General features: G+C 54.3%; 14 protein-coding genes. 8 read left to right on the top strand and 6 right to left on the bottom strand.

Translation table 11 applies throughout. The features are described from left to right. Window positions 1-64: 64 nt before the first annotated feature. The gene (locus tag QTO31_RS03265) at window positions 65-934 is read left to right on the top strand and encodes an SDR family oxidoreductase (RefSeq protein WP_301428084.1); all 870 of its coding nucleotides are present in this window, start codon (window positions 65-67) and stop codon (window positions 932-934) included. A 148-nt stretch (window positions 935-1082) separates the two neighbouring features. On the opposite strand, the gene QTO31_RS03260 is transcribed toward QTO31_RS03265, so the two are convergent. Then, the gene (locus tag QTO31_RS03260) at window positions 1083-2123 is read right to left on the bottom strand and encodes a zinc-dependent alcohol dehydrogenase family protein (RefSeq protein ID WP_031460200.1); all 1041 of its coding nucleotides are present in this window, start codon (window positions 2121-2123) and stop codon (window positions 1083-1085) included. Between the two features lie 161 nt (window positions 2124-2284). Continuing rightward, on the bottom strand, window positions 2285-3796 hold the full coding sequence (locus QTO31_RS03255) for an arginine decarboxylase (RefSeq protein ID WP_301428083.1): 1512 nt from the start codon (window positions 3794-3796) through the stop codon (window positions 2285-2287). A 1041-nt stretch (window positions 3797-4837) separates the two neighbouring features. Here QTO31_RS03255 and rpsF point away from each other — a divergent pair. The 7 genes from rpsF (at window position 4838) to QTO31_RS03220 (ending at window position 12379) form a co-directional block, all read left to right on the top strand. Then, window positions 4838-5254 (top strand): 30S ribosomal protein S6, encoded by a 417-nt coding sequence (rpsF, locus tag QTO31_RS03250; RefSeq protein ID WP_301428082.1) that lies wholly within the window; start codon window positions 4838-4840, stop codon window positions 5252-5254. Window positions 5255-5306: 52 nt separating this feature from the next. Next, on the top strand, window positions 5307-5723 hold the full coding sequence (locus tag QTO31_RS03245) for a single-stranded DNA-binding protein (protein WP_031460203.1): 417 nt from the start codon (window positions 5307-5309) through the stop codon (window positions 5721-5723). A gap of 3 nt (window positions 5724-5726) precedes the next feature. Beyond that, the gene (locus QTO31_RS03240) at window positions 5727-7274 is read left to right on the top strand and encodes a peptidylprolyl isomerase (RefSeq protein ID WP_301428081.1); all 1548 of its coding nucleotides are present in this window, start codon (window positions 5727-5729) and stop codon (window positions 7272-7274) included. Window positions 7275-7293: 19 nt separating this feature from the next. Further along, window positions 7294-8244, top strand: a complete 951-nt coding sequence (locus QTO31_RS03235) for a PH domain-containing protein (RefSeq protein ID WP_301428080.1) — start codon at window positions 7294-7296, stop codon at window positions 8242-8244. A 339-nt stretch (window positions 8245-8583) separates the two neighbouring features. Continuing rightward, complete coding sequence (locus tag QTO31_RS03230; protein WP_301428079.1) at window positions 8584-10320, top strand: peptide ABC transporter substrate-binding protein; 1737 nt, start codon at window positions 8584-8586, stop codon at window positions 10318-10320. Window positions 10321-10555: 235 nt separating this feature from the next. Next, window positions 10556-11389: an ABC transporter permease gene (locus QTO31_RS03225; RefSeq protein ID WP_301428078.1), complete on the top strand. Its 834-nt coding sequence runs from the start codon at window positions 10556-10558 to the stop codon at window positions 11387-11389. 12 nt (window positions 11390-11401) lie between these two features. Then, window positions 11402-12379: an ABC transporter permease gene (locus QTO31_RS03220; protein WP_031460208.1), complete on the top strand. Its 978-nt coding sequence runs from the start codon at window positions 11402-11404 to the stop codon at window positions 12377-12379. A 325-nt stretch (window positions 12380-12704) separates the two neighbouring features. Here the strand turns inward: QTO31_RS03220 and QTO31_RS03215 are convergent, their stop codons facing one another. From QTO31_RS03215 to QTO31_RS03200, 4 genes are all read right to left on the bottom strand, one after another. Further along, on the bottom strand, window positions 12705-13874 hold the full coding sequence (locus QTO31_RS03215) for an acyl-CoA dehydrogenase family protein (RefSeq protein WP_028457883.1): 1170 nt from the start codon (window positions 13872-13874) through the stop codon (window positions 12705-12707). 98 nt (window positions 13875-13972) lie between these two features. Beyond that, on the bottom strand, window positions 13973-15709 hold the full coding sequence (locus QTO31_RS03210) for a CocE/NonD family hydrolase (protein WP_301428077.1): 1737 nt from the start codon (window positions 15707-15709) through the stop codon (window positions 13973-13975). Window positions 15710-15999: 290 nt separating this feature from the next. Beyond that, window positions 16000-19755: an FtsK/SpoIIIE domain-containing protein gene (locus tag QTO31_RS03205; RefSeq protein WP_301428076.1), complete on the bottom strand. Its 3756-nt coding sequence runs from the start codon at window positions 19753-19755 to the stop codon at window positions 16000-16002. Next, on the bottom strand, window positions 19742-20071 hold the full coding sequence (locus QTO31_RS03200) for a hypothetical protein (RefSeq protein WP_031460211.1): 330 nt from the start codon (window positions 20069-20071) through the stop codon (window positions 19742-19744). Before QTO31_RS03200 ends, QTO31_RS03205 begins: the two co-directional genes overlap by 14 nt. Window positions 20072-20507 lie beyond the last annotated feature (436 nt).

The raw sequence follows: 20507 nt of genomic DNA, 5'->3' as shown, positions 1-20507 counted from the left end.
GGTGACAGACGGTCACCTGCGAAAAGAGCATATTCAGACCCATACGTAGCAGAACGGAAACGAGATGAATGCCGATTGTTATCTGATCACCGGTGGTACGGGGTATCTTGGTCGTGCATTGATCCGTCAGGCTGGTCATCGTGGCTTAAAGGTGGCAGCGACATTTCATACGCAACCGCAATCGCTAACATCAGATGTTGGCTGGTATCATCTCGATCTACGTGAACCGGCAGCGGTTATGTCGGTGATTCACGAAGTTCAGCCAACCGTCATTATTCACACTGCATTTCGACAGTACGATCCCGATCTCATGGCAGTTACTGGTGAAGGTGCTGGTTACGTCGCTGAGGCAGCAGCACGAGTAGGGGCACGCTTGATTCACATATCGAGCGATGTTATTTTCGACGGTGAGAAAGTTGGGGCTTATACCGAGGAAGATCCACCCAACCCGATCACCGATTATGGTCAGGCAAAGGCACGCGCTGAAGCGCTAGTACAGAGGTATCATCCAGCAGCAGCTATTGTGCGTACATCGCTCATTTATGGCTTCGAGCCAATTGATCGTCACAGTGCATTTGCTCTAGCGATAGCGCGTGGTGAACGGTCAGAACGACTCTTCCGTGATGAGCTTCGTTGTCCGGTGTTTGTAGAAGATTTGGCGACGGCATTGCTCGATCTGGCGCAGAGCGATTATTACGGTGTGATCAACTTTGCTGGCGCCGAGACACTCAGCCGTTACGAATGGGGGCGCCTGCTCGCGCAAGCGCATGGTCTTGATCCTGACCGGATCGTTGGTGGGTTTAGCGCCGAAAGTCCGACACCACGGCCGCGTAATTGTGCGCTTGACATCAGTCGTGCACGCCAATTGGGTTATCGCCTACGCGGCGTGCATGAGGTGCTACGGTCGTTAGGTCGACTCTCGGAGCCGGTTTGAAATTCCTCGCTTTCTATTTCATCCCTTCCACTCACAATCAAGCGCGGAAAGGGCCTGGATATGATGCTTGCAGGGCAATGAAAGTACAGGTACTTTCGCGCACGCATGTGACCAGACAGTCTTGATAGCCCTCCCATTAGCTCTGACGCTAAAACTCGGTAATTACCGTCACTCCAGCACCGCGAAAGCTATCGAGATCGACCAGCGCTTCTGGTGCTTCGTCCAGACGGATAGTGCGTCCGATCAGTCGTTGCGGATGTACTTTACCGGATTGTATCAGGTCGAGCATAGCATCATAACGATGCGCCTGCATGCCGTGGCTACCCATGATCGTTAACTCGCGGGCTACGACAATATCCATCGGCAGTGGCGGCATGCGTTGTTCGGCTAACAGTAATCCTACCTGGACATGCCGCCCGCGTTTGCGCAGACTGGCAATGGAATTGGCACATGTGGTTGGACTGCCCAGCGCATCTATAGAGAGATGCACGCCACCCCGACTGAGATCGCGCACGGCTTGAACGACATCGGTTTCGGTGGTTGCATCAACCACTGCCGTGGCGCCCAGCGTTTGGGCAAGTGCCAGTCGTTCCTGATTAATATCGATGCCGATCACCTGTCCACCGAGTGCAGCCGCCAGCATTATCGCCGACAGCCCAACACCACCGCAGCCATAGACTGCTACCCATTCACCGGCAGTGATTCTGCCCAGATCAACGACGGCACGAAAGGCGGTGGCAAAACGGCACCCAAGGCTGGCGGCGGTGGTAAAGTTCATATCATCGGGCAAGCGCACGAGGTTGAGATCGGCACGATCAATGGCAACATATTCGGCAAATGATCCCCAGTGGGTAAAACCTGGTTGAAACTGGTTATCGCACACCTGCTGCTGACCAGCCTGACACTGGGGGCAAAAACCACAGGCACAAACGAAAGGCACGGTTACCCGATCACCGATGTGCCAGCGTCGCACCTGTGCGCCTACAGCCACAATCTCACCGGCCAACTCATGCCCTGGTACGTGGGGTAACTTAATGTCTGGATCATGTCCCATCCAACCGTGCCAGTCGCTACGGCACAGACCAGTAGCACGTACCGCGAGCACAACCCCCTCGGCAGGTGGGGTTGGATCAGGGAGATTGGCGATCCAGGGCATCTGACCGAACGCTTCGTAGTAAACAGCTCGCATGGGAACCCCCTTGATGTGGAAGCAGAGGTTTTCTGGTGTGCTCCATCCTATCACATTGTAGCAGTCCAGTATGTGCTGTGTTGTAAGGAGATAGGAGGGAGAACAAAGAGTGGTACAGCATTGCTGTACCACTCCTGGATTGCAAAACGAGCAGGAGGCACCTACATCGACATAGCCCGTTCACGGGTACGCCGTCGAGTAGCCAAAGCGACCGGACGGGCTGGTTGGCGGAATGGGATGGGTATTGCAGTTGGTTGCGGTCGGTAGCCAAGTAACCGCATAATTGTCGCCTGGTCTTGCTGTGGCACTAAACGAGAGCTAAGGCGACCATTGCGCTCTTCGACAATGAAGCGCGCCGCTTCTGGGGTCAGACAGTGGTGTGCGCCACCCCGTCCGGAAATCATCTGCTGATATGCACCAATACCAAAGATAGCCAGTATCAGTCCGCCATCAGTTGCCGGTAGCCACAACGGTGGCCGATCAGGTCGCGGATAAATGTCGTCGCTATCACAGGTGCGACGACCGGCAAGCCGTACTGGACGTAGTGGACGATGCCAGTCGCTGAGTGGCAAGATTACGAATTCCTGTCCACTGACGAAGAGCGTATCGGGCAGCATCACCATCAGTGACCCATTAACCAGATACCAATCCGGTTGATCGGGTTGACCCTGCTTGACGGCGCCTACTTCAACCAGATAAGCACTGTGGGTTGCGACAGTATAGCGCCCAAACTCTCCGATTAACTCAGGAACAGGCACCTCATAATCGGCGCATATCTCCTGGATTGTCGTCATCAGCCGACTAAGAAAGCGTTGATAATCAAAGTGGAACTGCAATTGATAACCGGCCGTTGGCATGCCACCACCGAAATTGAAATAGCGTAACGTTGGCACACGACGGCGTAGACGACAGTAATTTTCAATCGAAGCACGGAGGGTATGTAAAAAATGTGCCTCATCTTCGATCTGACTACCGATCATCGCGTGATAAAGCACAAGACTGTGGTCAGTTTCCGAGATTAAGACAGCAGCCTGCTCAATTTCGGCCGTTGTCAGCCCAAAACGATCGTTCCCGGGATGACGTCCATCACGGTTGCCAGCAGCCCGTTCGCGCACACCGAATTGCAGCGGTGCGGGAGTGGTGATCAGATCACGCAATTCGGAGAGATCATCGAGCACGGGAATAACAGTCTCGCAACCGTCGAGGCGAAATTGACGGATTGCATCGCGGTAGGCTGGCTCCTTCGATCCATTGCAACAGATCAATCGATCAGGAGGTAAAACACCCTGACGCCAGAGACCATGAGCAATGATGAGATCGGCAGTTGCCGAGGTTTCGTAATGAGCGCCGGCAGCCAATGCCGTTTTCACTGCCTCGGCAGCAAAGTTTGCCTTTGTCGCGTAGGCGTAATGAAATGGCGCCGCGTATTCTGTAGCGATACGAGCCTGCGTAGCCCAATCGATCATTTGTTGAACTTGAGCAGTAATTTGCGGGGTATAAACAACTTCCAGAGGTGCGCCATATTGACGTACCAGCCGATTCAAGTTGAGACGATCGCCGAAGTAAAGCTCACCATCGTAGCGGCTCACGAAATCGGTCAGGCGGCCTTCACCGGCAAAGCCGGTCTGTTGTGCTATCAAATCGGCAAAGGTTAGCGTCTTCAACTGTACCACATCCCTCCATTTGTCTGCAAAGCGGGTGGTGACCCACGTAACGAAACCACGGCAAGACGAGGCCCTTCCCACCAGAAGCGGGCAAGATCACAAGCGTACAGTGGCTGTTGTTGTGACCGGCACAACAACGCCATGGCGATAGCGATTCAGCGTCAGGGGATTAAAAAAGGCCCTGCACCTGATGCAGTGGCCGGAGGAGCGAGAGCGTGCAGCGTCACTCGCGCACGTCTAGTAGAGCCATTCTACCGACGCACGGCGTACAGGTGTGCAGTTGGGTAAGCGCTGAATCGCGCGTAAATTGTATGCGCCGTCCATACTGCCTCACACTAGCCCACCCGACGCCGTCTCTACCCAGGGCAATCGACATTGCCGTGACGACGATTTCCGCTCGGCGTTCGGTGTTGCGTGTTACGAGTATCGGGTGCCTTCCCGAAACGCGAAACCCGTAACCCAAACGTAACGGGGGGCGCGAATGACATGGTTGATTGGCTCAACCGGAGATGCATTATACATCTGTTGCAGGGAGCCGTCAATAGGTTTATGACCCACTTAAGGCTGTTTAGAGTGCTCAGCTTCTGATACGACACTAATGACCGAACGGTTCAACAGCGGAGCGACACTGAAAACTATTACCCGCCCGCTGCTGATGACTCGCGACCTACGCAACTGCCTGGATGGGCAGGCGGCAACCCGCGTTATATTGCACCCCACCCCCTGACCATATTCAGCCTATGATTGGTGAGCCAACAGGAAGTCGGGCCGTTCATTTTGGGACGGAAAACTGTGCGTCTCTACACGTAGAGCGGACGGGTTAGGAATGTATCTATCTCTCTTCACTGCTCTTCCCTCTCATCTCATTCCACTGTCGGGTGAGGTGAAACCGTTGCATATCCGACATCATATTGGTCAAGGTTGTGTTATAATCGCTTGATGTTACGAGGGAGTGTTACAGGAAGCTCCCGTCAGTCTTTCTGTTTCGCCACCCAGTCGGAACGCGCTGCCGACTGCACGCTGAGCGAAACATCACCAGAGGAGGATTTTGTGCGCGATCGTCGTCGAAAGTACGAGCTTGTCATCATCATCAGTCCGTTGTACGCTAACGAAGAGGGCATTCCTGCCAACATCGACCGCATCAAGCAGACAGTTGAACAGCTTGGCGGGCAAGTCCACACCGTGAGCCAGTCGTCGCCGTGGGGGCGCCGTAAGCTGGCATACCCCATCCGTGAATATGTGACTGGCGAAGCAAGCCGGCGTAAGTTCACCGAAGGATACTACGTCTTTTTCACGCTTGAGTTGAGTGCGGCCAAAGTTGCTGAGCTTGATCGAGCGATCCGGTTGAACGACAACATTCTTCGCCATCTCCTGGTGTTGGTGGACGAAAAACCAATTCGTACTGAGCCGGTTGAAACCGTCGAATCGGCGGCCACGGAAACAACGGAAACACCGACTGAGGCGTAGCTGCCAGACCGGTGTGTAAACGGCAGCGCATGTGATAGATGGGGGAAACGCCATGGCACGTGATTTAAACAAGATTTTAATCATTGGTCGCCTTGGCGCCGACCCTGAACTTCGTCACACTGCTGCCGGCACGCCGGTCGCTACCTTTCGCGTTGCGGCTGGTCACCAATGGCGTGACCAGAATGGTAATTTGCACGAAGAGACCGAATGGTTTAATGTCGTTGCCTGGAATCGATTGGCTGAAATCTGTCACCAATATCTCAGTCGTGGTGCACGAGTCTATATCGAGGGACGTTTGCAAACGCGAACGTGGACAGATGCGCAGACCGGCCAAGCCCGTTCACGACTTGAGGTCGTGATGCAGGATATGATTTTGCTCGATCAACGCTCATCACGTATCGACGATCCATCACGTAGCCCTCATCGTGAACCGCCGCCGGACATTGGTGATGATGATATTCCGTTTTAGCCTATGTCACAAAAAACCAAACCGCCACGGAGCGCTCCGTCATCGGCGCAAACGCCCGCGCCGCGCCGTCCATCACGTCGTCGTTTAGAAGAAGAGCGTCGTCAACGGCTGATTGTCACTGTCACTGCCGCTGCCATCGCGATTGCGTTACTGGCTGTGGTGAGTGGTTTGGCCTACGAACAACTCTGGATCCCCAGCCGACCAGTAGCGCAGGTTGGTGCTGCTACCCTGACTCGTAGCGATTACTGGCGTGAACAGCGGATCGCCTATGCACGCCAGATTATTCAGAACTTTCAGTTGCTCGATCTTTTCGGCAGCAATCCGCAAATTTCCCAGCAATTTCAGGGGCGGAGTATTGTAATCGATCAACAAATTCGTACCTTACGCCGTGCCGAGATTGATCAGCAGGTAGTTTCAGAATGGATCGACCGTCAGCTCAAGCAACGGGCTGCCGGTGAATTTGGAATTGTGGTAAATGATGATGAGGTCGTGCAGAATATTGTGGCCGATCTTGGATTTATCTTTATTCCACCACTTCCTTCGCCTACACCAACGCCCGATCCAAATGTGACGCCAGAGCCAACTGTTGATCCAGCAGCGACGGCTACCACCGAACCGACCGCTATACCCTCGCCGACGCCCGGTGGTCCAACACCTACGCCAGAACCATCACCGACACCATTGCCAACCTTTACTCCTGAACCGACTCCGCTACCGGCTGAGGCACGAGTACAGTTTGACCAGATTATCGATGAAATCTACCGTCGTTACGAACTTGAACTGGTGGTGACTGAGAAGAAGCCTGAGCTGACCAAAGATGAGTTTCGACAGGCGCTGCTCGAACAATACCGTGAGCGCTTACTCAATGACCAGATTCAGGCGCGTCTGGTGCCTGAAGACGGGTTCACCTACAGCACCGAGCCGGAGCGGGTAAGAGCGCGTCAGATTCTGGTAGCGGTGACGCCGCCCGCTGAAGCAACGGCTGAGCAAATCGAGGCCGCGTTTGCCGCCGCATTACCTGCCGCGCAAGACATTGTAGCCCGGTTACGCGCCGGTGCTGATTTCGCAACCCTGGCTGCAGAACGTTCCGATGATATTGGATCGCGTGAGAATGGTGGTGATATTGGATCGTTTGATCGTAATGGTGTCGCCGATAATGGTGCCACCTATCCGCCCGAATTGGTGACAGCCGCCTTCATCCTGCCGGTCAATCAGATCAGTGACCCGATCCGCACGCAATTTGGTTGGCATATCCTGGAAGTCACCGACCAGACGATCCCATCCAAAGAGGATCAGTTGCGGAAGGCCCGTACCGAAGCCTTTGACCGTTGGATCGCCGAGCAGCGCGCCGCGGCCGATGTTCGGCGTTTCCCGGAGCCGACACCAACGTTAACGCCAGTGCCAACTCAGCCGATCCCAACGCCGGTGCCAACGTATCTTCCTGGTCCGCCTACGCCGTTTCCAACACCAACATTAGCGCCAACCGTGGAAGCAACTGTCGAGCCAACTGTGGAAGGAACACCAACCCCAACAACAACGACCGTTCCATAGTCTAGGGCGTGCCGAAGTTATGGCTTCGGCACGCATGATGCTTATGCAACGCTGGCGTCCGCTCCCATCATTACGAATCTGGATTGCCCTTGCTCTTGCCATTAGTAGCCTGGTAGGGGCAATTGGGCTGTTTGCCAACCTGTTTTCGCACGTGACTGCCGCTTCCCCTGCACAGTGGCCGATTGATGGCTGGTTTTTTGCTGAGGCGGTATTAGGCCTTGGTTTGCTTATTCTGACCGGCGCACTATGGTATCGCTTCGGGGCTACATTGACCCTACAGTACGGGCTTGACCGGAATGGACTCTACATCTACTGGTTGGGCAGTCGGGCTGTTATTCCACTACATCTGATAGAACGGATTGATCGCGGAGCCCGCGCTGTTGACAACTGGCAGACTGCTCTTGCCAGCATCGGTTACTACCATGGCCGAGTCAAAACCCTCGATGGTATAACCATTCATCGCTTTACAACCCGCTCCCTAGCGGAAGCGCTTGTCATTTACGTTGGTCAAGAGGCGTATGCGATCTCACCGGTTGATCAGGAGACCTTTGTGCAAGAACTGGAACAGCGACGCCGTTTAGGTGCTGTTCAGACTCTCACTCCAGGTATTCACGTTGCTCACTTCCTGGGGTACGACTTTTGGGCCGACGCGGTGGTTCGTCGCCTACTCCTGATCACGTTAACCTTGAACTTGCTCTTGTTTGGAGCGTTAGCCGTCATCTATCCTGCATTACCTACCGAAATTGAATGGCGCGGCGATCAGATTGGAGCGGCTGCTGAGCTAGTTCCCCGCGTGCGTATCTTTTTTCTGCCAATTGCTGCATTGCTTACATCGTTGGTTAATGTCCTCGGTGGCTTGATCGTCTATCAACGTAGCCCATTGGCTGCGCGTCTCTGGCAGGGATTTTCGGTAGGAGTACAGATATTCTTTATCATTGCTGCGGCAGCAGTGTTGCGAGCGCGTGTTTGAACGAAACGTGAAATGAGCAATGCAATCTCTGGCACGCGCTAGAGATGGGTTCAAAATCTACCCCTACCTCTTCTTCAATTCTTCCAATTGTATTCTTTGTCTTGACAAGAATCTGTGAAGCATGTTACGATCATTGCCACACACAGGCAATGGTTGTACACAGAAGTTTTCATCCTGCAACAGAGGAGAAAGGAGGTGCCTTATTGCACTGTCTGGCACTCTTCGTTTCCTGAGCTGAACGTTAACGACGAGAGCGTCTGGTGAAACATGATTCGATTGTTGGGTCTCCTCGTTGGTCAGATAATCTTTCGCTTCCCAGATACCCCAAGGAGTATAGCAATGAGTCTCCTACATTGGCGTCATCCATATGCCCTGGCTCTGCTATTTGGCATACTATTGCCCATTTTAGCGGCCTGCGGTGGCGGTTCAGCTCCTGCTACGCAGCCAACCACGGCACCGGCTGCCCAACCGACAGCGGCTCCGGTTGTTGGTACTGCTCAACCTGGTGTACTTCGCCTGGTTACCGGGTCTGAACCAGACAATATCGATCCGCAGAAGGCGAGCTTCGTCAATGAGATTCAGTTCATCATGATGGCTTATCAGGCTCTGATGACCTTCGATCTCAACATGAACCCTATTCCTGGCGCCGCCGAAAAGGTCGATGTTTCAGCAGATGGGAAGCTTTATACCTTTACGCTGCGGCGCGATGGCAAGTACAGTGACGGTACTCCACTCACTGCTTACAATTTTGAATATGCCTGGAAGCGGTTGGCCGATCCGGAAACAGCCGGTGAGTATCAGTCGCTGCCTTGTGGCATTATTAAGGGCTACAGTGAGTACAGTGCCGCCGCGTGTCAGGGTCTGTCGATGGAAGAGGTCATGAAGCTCGATCTTGAAAAGCTGCGTGATGAATTCGGCGTTAAAGCGCTCGACGATTACACACTCCAGATCGAGCTGGTTGCACCGGCACCTTACTTCCTCAGCATGGCCGCGCTCTGGATCGGCGCACCGGTTCGCGAAGAAGATGTGGCAAAGGGTGATGACTGGTGGTACTACCCCGAAAACTATGTTGGGAATGGGCCGTTCGTCCTCAAAGAGTGGGAGCACGATAGTAAGGCGGTATGGGAGCCGAATCCCTACTACGTTGGCCCACTCGGTCCGGTTAAACTCAAGCGTGTTGAGTACTACATGATCACCGATGGCCAGGTTGCTTTCCAGGCCTACCAGAACGGTGAGATCGACATGCTCGGTGTTGGTGCCGAAGACCTGGCAACGGTCAAGTCTGATCCGGTGTTGAGCAAGCAGACGATTGATGTACCTGGGTCGTGCACCTTCTACTTCGGTTTTAACCTTGCGAAACCACCGTTCGACAACAAACTGGTGCGGCAGGCCTTTGCACAGGCGCTCGACCGCGAAGCGTATGTACGTGATGTTTTCCAGGGTTTGGGTACGCCTACCTACAGCTTCATTCCACCCGGTTTCCCTGGCTACCAGCCTGATTTGAAGATGTGGGAGTTCAATCCAGAGAAGGCAAAACAGACTCTTGCCGAGGCTGGGTATCCCAATGGCCAGGGATTGCCGGAGATTCGCCTGACTTACTCAGGTACGGCACGCAATAATGCGCGCTTCGAGTGGGTAGCGAACCAGTTCAAGCAGAATCTGGGCATTGACGTTATCCTCGATCCAATTGATCCGACGGCTTTTGCTGCTGCGACTAAGGATAATCCACCGCAGATGTTCTCGCTCGGCTGGTGCGCCGACTATCCCGACCCGCAGAACTGGATTTCACTCTTCCAGACGAACGGCTTACTGAGTGCCCGTGTCAACTACTCGAATCCGAAACTCGATGAGTTGGTGCGTCAGGCCGATGTCGAGCAAGACCCGGTGCGTCGGGCTGAGCTGTACGCGCAGGCTCAGACCATTCTGGTTGAAGATGTGCCAGTCGTGTTTATGCTCAACAATGGTGGGCCGGTCTTGGTGAAGCCTTACGTTAAGGGTGTGACACCTGAAACCATTACACCTCTTGATTACTGGCTCGGTTTCTTCAACCTGCCTAATGTTGATGTGCAACCCTAGTGGCGTCGCTGACGCCCCATTGGTGGCGCGAGCACAAACTGCTCGCGCCACCCGGTAATTGCTATGACTGCCTATATTATTCGGCGTATTTTATGGAACATCCCGGTGTTGATTTTGGTCGGTTTTATTACTTTTGGCATTGCCAAGCTAACACCGGGGGGGGCCGTTTGACACCCAACCTGAACGTCGCCAACTTTCGCCACGAGTTGAAGCCATCTTGCGCGAACGTTTTGGCATGGATCTTCCGTTCTGGCGACAATTTACCCGCTATATGTTTTTTGATGTTATGCGTGACCCACGCAGTGGTGAATGGAAGATTCAGTGGGGCGCAATTGCTGGTAATTTGGGGCCAACTTACACTTCCCGTGGTGCGCGTACAGTGCAACAGGAACTGTTTGAGGGAACGCCATCGCGACCGAGTAAGTTTTACTACTCAGCACGGTTGGGCTTACAGGCGCTGGCCTTTGCCGTTGTGTTCGGTATTCCGCTGGGTGTGATGGCAGCGTTACGCCAGAATACCTGGCTCGATTACCTCCTCTCGCTGTCGTCAACGATCTTTGTGGCACTGGGTACGCTGATTACCAGTCTGATTCTGGTCATTGTATTTGCTGTGATCCTCAACTGGTTCACCGTAATCCCCGATTGGAGCGATCCTGTTAAACCGTGGGTCTTGCCAACGGTAGCCTTGGGATCGACCAGCATGGCGTTTATTGCCCGCCTCACCCGAGCCAGTGTGCTTGAAGTGAAGCGACAAGACTATATTCGTACTGCGCAGGCGAAAGGCCTGTCGGATCAGGTTGTTATCTGGCGTCACATGCTGAAAAATGCTTTGTTGCCGGTAGTGACGGTTCTGGGGCCAGCGTTAGCTGGTCTAATTACCGGCACGTTGTTTGTTGAGACCATCTTTCAAGTTCCTGGTATGGGAAGAACATTTGTTGATGCTATCGGCAAGCGTGACTATTCGATGATTATGGCTGGGTCACTGATTTATGTCTTCTTTCTGGGAATTGCCAATCTTCTGGTTGATATTGCCTATGGCGTGCTCGACCCGCGGATCAGTTATAAGTAGTGAGGAGCAGTCGTGACTTCATCAGCTAAGTCGCTGACTAACCCGATTGATCTCCAGACCCTGAACACGAAACCGCGCAGTTTGTGGTCAGATGCCCTGAGTCGTTTACTGCGTAATCGTGCGGCCGTTGTGGGGCTGATCGTCATTGTTTTCTACATTATCGTGGCTGTGGCCGCTCCATGGCTGGCGCCGTATAACCCGGTGCAGCAGATTCCGAACAATAGTTTGCGACCACCAGCCTGGGTTACCGATAACCCGGCTCGCATGGGTGTACCTGAGCATCTCTTGGGAACCGATACGCTAGGACGTGATGTGTTGTCGCGTCTGATTTATGCTATCCGGGTGTCGTTGATCGTTGGTGTTGTGCCACAGGTAGCCATTTTGTTCATCGGCGTTACCATTGGTCTGATCTCTGGATTTGCGGGTGGGTGGCTTGATAATTTGTTGATGCGGTTTACCGAGATCGTTGCTGCATTCCCTGATTTACTCTTTATCATCGCCTTATCAACCGCTTTTCGCGAGACCTGGCTCGGTCGCACATTTAATGGTCTGTTGCTCATTTTCGTTGCCGTTTCATTGGTGAGCTGGACCGGTATTGCACGTCTGGTCCGGGGTCAGGTGCTATCTCTCAAGGAAAAAGAGTTTGTTGAGGCAGCACGTACGATTGGTGTGCCGACGCTGGCTATTCTCTGGCGGCATATTTTGCCCAATACGTTAGCACCGATTATTGTCTCGACCTCGTTTAGTATTCCAGCATTAATCAGTACTGAAGCGGTATTGACGATCCTCGGCGTTGGTATGCGTCCCTCACTAGACCCCGACAATCCCTTCCCTACCAGTCTGGGGGTGATGCTCACCGAAGGCTACAATAATCTCTCGTCGGGACCATGGCTGCTTAGTTTTCCGGTCATTCTGATTGCCGGACTGATGCTGTCGTTCACCTTCCTGGGTGATGGGTTACGCGATGCGCTCGACCCGCGTGAACGGTAGACGAGGATGATAAGGGGGTGAATTCTGGCTTTGCCACTGTCAGGCTGATCGTCTATCGTGTTTGATCCATCGACGGGTTTCATCCTACAGGTGGCAAGGCAGGGGCAAGTTTGGGGCAAGGCACCGGCTTGCCCCTACGGTGATGAGAGTCTATCCCCCCTCCCCCAGCCGTCATCATGCACGTGAATCGTGGGCAAGGCATCGCCTTGCCCCTCCGATGATTGTGATGCCCACGGTGTCGGTGAGCAAGGTTGCGAAGTGTCAGGGATGTTCTTCGCTGATCTTTATCTCCAACGACTCGGATGCTTCGATGGGCACTTATCCCTCAATAAAGCCGAATCTTGTACCCGACCTGTTTGAGCAACTCACTGGCAATCACGTGCTTCTGAATTTCGTTCGTGCCCTCGAAGATACGGGTAACTCGTGCGTCACGGTACATCCGTTCGAGCGGTAGTTCGCGTGAGAAACCCATGCCGCCGTGAATCTGAATAGCTTCGTCAATAATCTGACTCGCCATTTCGGTGCAGTATAGCTTCACGATACTGCTTTCAAGCGTTGCCTGCTGACCGGCATCCACCCGACGGGCACAATCGTAAACGATCTGCTCCATCGTGTATAGTTTGACCGCCATCTCGGCCAGCTTAAACTGGAGGGCCTGAAATTCAGCAATAGGACGGCCAAACTGGTGACGTTCGATCATGTAGCGTCGGCTCATTTCAAAGGCTTCTTTCGCCGAGCCAATGCTACTGGCTCCCAGACCACAGCGGCCAATGTCAAGGGTACGCATTGCCAGGGGGAAGCCCATGCCAACCTGCCCAAGGACATTTTCGGCTGGAACGCGACAATTCTCGAAGTAGAGGCTTGCCGTATGCGAAGCACGCAACCCCATCTTGTCTTCGACCTTGCCAACACGGAAGCCAGGCATCGTCTTCTCGACAATGAAGGCAGTAATTCCACCGCGTGCCCCCAGACTCTTGTCGGTTGCAGCAAAGACCACGATAACATCGGCGAAGCTACCGTTCGTAATCCACATCTTCTGCCCATTGAGGACCCATTCGTCGCCGTGCCGCTCGGCAGTAGTCTGGATGTGTGCCGCGTCGGAGCCAGCGTTAGGTTCGGTCAAGGCCCACGCTCCCCACTTACGACCCTCGATCAATGCACGCAGGTATGTCTCCTTCTGCTGTTCAGTACCACCGAGATAGATACTCATTGCCGCCAATTGCGAATGAGCGCCGATGATAGTGGCGTGGCTGGCACAGACCCGATTGATCTCTTCCATGAGCACACAGTAACCGGTGATGCCCAGCTCAAGCCCACCATAACGTTCGGGGAAGGGGACGCCGAGTAATCCTAATTCGGCCGCTTTCTTCATCGTTTCAAAAGGTACCCGCTCTTCTTCATCGATAGCGCGGGCAATTGGCCGAATCTCCTTGTCTACGAACTCACGTACCGTCTGGCGGAACATTTTGATCTCTGCACTGTGCTCGTACTCCATTGTCGTAGCTCTCCTTTGCTGATACAGTACCTGACCTGAACTCAAAGAAACCATGTATTCCTACAGGAGCAGGGTGCGGTGCATGCCATCGTCCCCTACTATCTGGTAGGATCGTTATTCATCACCGGTAGGATAATGACCGAAGGATGGGCAGCATCGTGAAGCACACGTTGTTTGATAGGCGAACCACCGTACCCCTGCCCATAAGGGCTGCCATCACCTGGGTGCGGTCCCCAGCGAGGACTGCCACCCCCGGCAATCTGAACCCGTAAGCGATGACCGGCTCGGAACCGTTGCGCGGTTGCGGTGAGATCGATTTCGATACGGTAGGAGCCATCGGCCTGTTGCTCACCTACACCTGGTCGTACCCGCACTATTCCATCGCAGATATTGATACTGCGCCCGTCAGGATAGACATCGCAGAGTCTGCCAACCAGATCAAAGAATGGTCGATCACTACACACGTAAAGAATGAGACGCACCGGCCCGATGACGTCGAGATCGGTAGATAATGGTTGGCTAGTAAATGTCAAAACATTGGCACGAGTTTCCACCGATCGTTGATCACGTGGCCCACCCTGCGCGCTGAGCACTGCTCCCCCAATGGCCGGTGTTGGATCGGTGGGATCGTAAATGAACCAGCTCGATGGTACATCAGCAGGTGCTGGAGTACGATCAAGCCCACGATTCGGCTGGAGAAAATAGCGTGTCAGCGTTGCCGGTGGCGGCCAGAAATCCATCTCGTGCCATTCATGACTCCCCATCAACGCAATGCGAACCGGCCGGCGGGCCAATAATTCACGTTTCCCCTTGAGATGGGCATCAAACCACCACAATCCTTCACGCATGCCCTCAAAAACCAATGCCAGATCGGTATGTGCACGTGGTAAGACGGTGAGGTAAGGACGCTTCCCGGCGGCGACCAGCGTTGTATAATCGGCTAACTGACCAGGCAGGAAGATGTCGTACCAACCGGCTACCAGATGCACGGCTGCGTTGATACGATGCAACTGGCGATGCATGTCGACCTTTGACCAGTAATCACCCTGTGGATCGGGATCGTTAAGCCAGCGCTGAAAAAAGGGTACCGTGGCACCGGTTGCAATAACGTCGGCGTGGGCATACGGTTGGTAACGGAGCGCACGGGCCAGAATGCGCTCTCGCAAGACCAACAACCGCCAGAGCGCCGCCGGATCGAGTCGCTGTCGATGGCGGTTGGTTGCGTCGATCAGAAAAATCCAACGGAGCGTCGACTCGAATGCGAAAGCGCCACTGGGGTAGAACAGCTGTGAGAAGCGGGCGCTGGTTACAACTGGGACAATGGCCTTCAGATACGGTGGTCCATCAATTGCTGGCCCCCACTGCGTATACCCAACGTAGCTTGGTCCCCATAACCCCAGATTGCCGTCAAACCACGGTTGAGAAGCGATCCAGGCCACCGTGGCACGGCCGTCGGCAGCTTCATTTACAAATGGCTCAAATTCACCTTCCGAGCGGTAACGGCCACGAACACTCTGGACGATAACGTGGTAGCCACGTTCGGCAAAGAGCATACAACCGGTATGCTCAAAGATACCTAATGGTCCTAGCTCGCTGGGGCGCCCGTAAGGGGTGCGAATAAGGATTGTCGGGTGCCTTTCCCCAGAGCGGGGTGCATAGTGGTCGGCGTATAACACAACCCCATCGGGCATGCGCACAGGAATATCACGAGTCACGCTGACCTGATATTCGGCGGAGCGTAGGTCAAGTAGTCGTGCCAGGAACGGGCGACGAGCAGCAAAGATAGCTGCTGCCGTTATGCCAGCTCCGGCTAGAGACCAACCGATCCAGCGCATATGCCGCTCCGCTCCGCTTGGTTTATAACACACTGCGTCATTGATAATAGCACAGCATGACGGAGTGTGTCAATGGTGCACCGGTCAGAGAGTGGCAACGTTTTCAGCGCCCGCTGTGAAGTGTATCTGGTGCACACACCTTTGCCCTGATTCCCGTCCTCTCTCACGTGGTTGAAAGGACCGACGAGTGTGAGAGTGGCGCCATATACCCTTACAGGGAACAAAAGGGAGTTGCTCGGCGCTATCGTCTCGTGCGTGCAGCGCACGTGATAGGGCAATAGCGAACATCTTCACTCCTCTCCGTGTCTGGCTACCTGAATCACTATTGGCTCCTCATCACCACTGATTAGTAGTGCCCGGCCCGGTGGCTGGTCGCTGTTGCGCTGCTCGATGAGGGGTAAGCTCAAACCGAGTAGTCGAGTGCCTGATTCGTAGCGTCCCGGCCAGAGTATCAAACCGTTGCGCGCACCATCGAGTATGCGCATCAGTGGATCGTCGGCGTAACTAATGCTGGCCGCGATGAGCAGGTGGAACGGTTCATTGCCGGTCTGAGCGATTTCCACAAGGTGTTGGAAGAGATTCGGTGTTGCACTGTAGCTTTGGCTGAATTGATCACGCCAGCGTTCACGGCAGAGCTGGTAGTCGTCGATAACGATTAGATAACAGGTAGTTGGATCACGACGTAATCCAACTAATTCTGAACTTAACGTAACAATGCCTGATTCATCGGCGACATATCGTACTGTTTGCGGCAGTGTGCGCAAATGGTGCAAACTGCGACGCGGACCGTCAATCACCAGCAACCGTAACGACGGGAAGGCAGTAAGTGCACTCTGAGCCAGTGTCAACAGCGCAGTACTTTTGCCACTTCGCCGCAGACCAAACACAAGTGCGTGGGATGTCTCAGGAGTAAGGCATAGTCGTGCTGGACCAGGTGGTTCGGCGGCCAAACCACACACCAGACGTAACGTTGCATTGGCATAGTCTGATGGTGGTAGGTGAGTGGTAGACAATCGTTCTGGCAATAACGCCAGCGGTGGCGGCATCTGGTCGGTATGGTTTACCGTAGCCTTCAGTACCGCTACCTGTGCTCGTATGCCTTGCATCAGCTCACGCGAATCGCCACTTTCGCTACACCCTGTCGGTAGTGCAACCTGTATCTCAAGTAATCCTTCATCAGGATGCAGCCAATACCCGCGGCCAGGTGTCTGTGGTGGCAACTGATTGACCGGTCGTTGACCAAACACATCGGCATAATCGTTGAGATCGGCCATCCGCAATGCCAGTCGTTGTTCAAACAAGGCAGCCAGTCGATAAGGCATATCAGCAGGTCGGTCAGCACAAACAACAAAATGTACACCGAGGTCGCGTCCGGTACGTGCCAGGCGTACCAGATCGGACAGATCACTTTCGCCGTGGGTATCACGCAACTCATCACGCAGCACTGCCAGACGGTCGATCACAACGAGTAATGCTGGCCCTGGTGATTGACCGGCCAGGACTCTAGCCCGTCGTTCGCGCAATTGATGTTCGAGTTGCCGAAAAAGTGCCAAAAGCGCCTCGCGCTCAAATGGACGCACGAGCGCACCCGCATGTGGTAGATCGGCCAGTAGGCTCAATAGCCGACCATCACCGTCGATCAAATAACACCAGAGTGAGGAAGGTGATAACCGTTCGGCGAAATCGAGCACAATACGAGCCAGTAGCGTACTTTTGCCACTCGCAGGTCCGCCAAAGATCGCTACATGCCCTGAACGTAGATCAATAAGCAGTGGCGTCTGCCGACTTTGTTGGGGTATGTCGAGCAAGCCCACGACTGTTTGTGTATTGGTTGCCGGGAGTTGCATCGTTAAGCGGGGCGGAAGTGGCGGATGCCAGATTGGCAACGGTTGCCAGTCCAAAGCTTTGAGGTACACCTGACCGGCGCCTATCAGTCTTTGCCCGATCAGTTCGAGATCACTCTGACCGTTCGTTTGACCGGCCATCCGTGCCACCTGGAACAAACGCACATCACTCCCGCTACGGATATAGGCACGACCGGGGAGTTGTGATGGCAAGAATGCCGCATCAGGACGCTGAAGCATCTCGCGACTATCGTCGCTGCTTCCTAAGCGTAAAGCTATAAAATAGCTCAGTTGGCTACGAATTTCATCACTTACCACTCGTGCCGGTTGTTGGGTTGCGATCAGCAGATGCACGCCAAGCGAACGACCTTGCTTCACGACCCGTATCAGCGCACTGACAAAGTCGGGACAACTCCGTGTCATCTCGTCGAATTCATCGAGCACGATGAGCAAATTAGGCAGCGGTGGTAATGAGTATCGTCCGGCCAGTGCACGATAATCAGCAATATTTTCAAGATGAATACCGTAGTGTTCGGAAACGTGGCGTAAGGCCGCTTTGCGGCGGCGCAATTCACTGCTGATCGCGGCAATCGCACGCATCGCCAGCCGTCCGTCGAGATCGGTAACAAAACCGGTTGTGTGAGGCCAGTTAGCAAAGGGCGCCAGTGCAGCTCCACCTTTGAAGTCAATAAGCATCATATTCAGCCGATCAGGGCCGTGCATTACTGCAAGTGCAGTAATAATCGTCTGAAGCAAGACACTCTTCCCGGCGCCGGTTGCCCCCGCAATAATACCGTGAGGGCCGTGATGATGTTCGTTGAGATTGAGATAGCACCATTTTCCTTCACCCACCGCACCAATTGGTACATCATGATGCCAGGCAGTAGATGGCACCTGTTGCCAGTGTGAGGGAATACCTCCTTCATCGGGAAGCATTGCGGTGAGCAGATCGATCAGGCGCACCTGTCGCGGTAGGTGATGACCAGTACCAACTTCGGCCAGGCGGATCGTTGATAGGCGATGGGTTAGGCGTTCAATATCGCGACGCTCGAGTAAATCGGGCTGAAACGGAGCTACCGGCCATGCCTCACCGGCCCGCGTCCAACGTCCCATGCGTTGATCGACTTCGACTAGTGCGGCGCAATGTTCAGGCACATTTGCCCAATCATCGGTTAGCACCACCACAATGAAACGATGTGCCCCGCCATCACGCAGTATCTGACCGAGCGCGGTATGTACCGTTACCAGTGAAGCACTATCAACAATGATCACGAATGGAATCTGCTGGGCTGATGAACCTTCTCGACGCCGACTCAGTTCATCAAGAAGGAAGGTTAGCAGACGCTCTACAGCGGCTGGTTCGGTAGCAATCAGTGCCCGTCCGACCGGTGTTTCGTCGAGCGATTGACAATGCGGTAAACGCACGAACCACTGCCAATCAGCAGCAGTTGTTACGCTGGTGATTATGCCGATGCGCAATTCGGTGGGAGCATGCAACACCGCAGCCTGGGCAAGCATTGCGTAGATCAGCCCCAATACTGCCGGTCGTGGCCCGGCGATGCCGAGCGAGCCGAGTTGCAGCAACGGTAAACAAATTGGCACCTGATGTAGACTGGTATATTCGGCAATCAGTTGATCGATCCGCCGGTCGGTAGGTGCATCTGTGGGGGCAACTACCCGCACAGATGCCGGTAACGTACCACAGCCTAACCGCAGCTCGAGCGCATCATCATCACTCAGGCGACGCTCCCACAAGCGAGGCTCTGGCGTCCGTGGCCGTTCGTCAGCACCTGCAATCCGGAGTAATTCAGCAGGATCGGGCGCCAGATACCGACGAGCAGCCCGTTCCTCTTCGTGCAAGCGACGTAAGCGAGCTTTGACCGTCGCCAATCGATCGGCAAAGATTGCTTGCTGTTCGGCATACGTCTGGGCATGTCGTCGGGAAGCATCGTGTTCCTGGAATAGGGTGAAGCCACCGCTCAGCACTGCGAGCACAAGTGCCGGTAGCACCGCCCACCACGAGCCAAACCCGAACAGCGCACTTGCCCCAAACAAAAGTGCTGCGATGATCGGTAATAAGGCCTGCATCCATGCCGTGTTCGCTCGCGGTGCAGGAGGGACCGGAGATGCTGGCAGTTCTACCGTCTCAACACGCCAACGTGGACGTAGCCGAGGTGGCCGATTAAAATTACTGTCCGCCATAGGATGCTATCTGTTGTAATGTCGCTCGTTCACGGTTGATCCGATCTTGCTCGTCACGCGCTCGTGCGCTGGCCTGGGCAATTGCCTGCGCAGCCTGTAAACAGCGATCACGCAATTGAACGGCAGTGATCTGCAACGCAGCCTGGCGTAATGCCCATTCTTCCTGACGTGGCCCACGCCAATCGGCAAGGAGTTCGGTGGCAGCACGGGAGCGTTGTCTTTGCGCGGCATCTACGGCGTCTGCAACACGACGGAGGGCGCCAATGGCTGCATCGGATGCATTCCAATCCCACCAGACATCAGATCGGCCTGACATAATCGTCCTCCTTACAACTCATTCGGTAGAACCGAAACACGTATGAGACTTCCTGTACGCTTATGCAGCATACCGACTCAAGATTCAGCCGCCAGATCGACAGCATTAATCGTCGCTGGCGCGCCATCATTCGGCAGATTTGGTAGCCTGTTCTCGCGGTATAGTGCCAGTCATACGTCCACTACCCAGGAGCGCGTGAGCGTAGACTTCTGATCTCGGTCGTGACGCGCTCATAAGCGGAACCAGCTCTGAGCTGTGGTCTGATTCTGCTCGGTAACTCCTCACTTCTTTTCGCAATGGTGTAAGATGGGAAACCGATCCTCGTGCTCATTCTTCACTTCTTTATCTATCTATCCCCATCACCATTGTCAGGTGGGGAAAGAACTGGGCAAAGTTCTCACCGCGACGAGAAGAGGTTTGCCTCTTTTGGACCGAC

The sequence above is a fragment of the Chloroflexus sp. MS-CIW-1 genome, assembly GCF_030444705.1.
Classification (GTDB): Bacteria; Chloroflexota; Chloroflexia; order Chloroflexales; family Chloroflexaceae; genus Chloroflexus.
This window is presented reverse-complemented; position numbering and strand designations above follow the sequence as displayed.

Bases quoted from the DNA above. Each gene is read 5' to 3' on its own strand.
- QTO31_RS03210 (WP_301428077.1), bottom strand. From the start codon at position 15,709: ATGCGCTGGATCGGTTGGTCTCTAGCCGGAGCTGGCATAACGGCAGCA.
- QTO31_RS03265 (WP_301428084.1), top strand. From the start codon at position 65: ATGAATGCCGATTGTTATCTGATCACCGGTGGTACGGGGTATCTTGGT.
- QTO31_RS03240 (WP_301428081.1), top strand. From the start codon at position 5,727: ATGTCACAAAAAACCAAACCGCCACGGAGCGCTCCGTCATCGGCGCAA.
- QTO31_RS03235 (WP_301428080.1), top strand. From the start codon at position 7,294: ATGGCTTCGGCACGCATGATGCTTATGCAACGCTGGCGTCCGCTCCCA.
- QTO31_RS03225 (WP_301428078.1), top strand. From the start codon at position 10,556: ATGGATCTTCCGTTCTGGCGACAATTTACCCGCTATATGTTTTTTGAT.
- QTO31_RS03245 (WP_031460203.1), top strand. From the start codon at position 5,307: ATGGCACGTGATTTAAACAAGATTTTAATCATTGGTCGCCTTGGCGCC.
- QTO31_RS03230 (WP_301428079.1), top strand. From the start codon at position 8,584: ATGAGTCTCCTACATTGGCGTCATCCATATGCCCTGGCTCTGCTATTT.
- QTO31_RS03205 (WP_301428076.1), bottom strand. From the start codon at position 19,755: ATGGCGGACAGTAATTTTAATCGGCCACCTCGGCTACGTCCACGTTGG.
- QTO31_RS03260 (WP_031460200.1), bottom strand. From the start codon at position 2,123: ATGCGAGCTGTTTACTACGAAGCGTTCGGTCAGATGCCCTGGATCGCC.
- QTO31_RS03215 (WP_028457883.1), bottom strand. From the start codon at position 13,874: ATGGAGTACGAGCACAGTGCAGAGATCAAAATGTTCCGCCAGACGGTA.
- QTO31_RS03200 (WP_031460211.1), bottom strand. From the start codon at position 20,071: ATGTCAGGCCGATCTGATGTCTGGTGGGATTGGAATGCATCCGATGCA.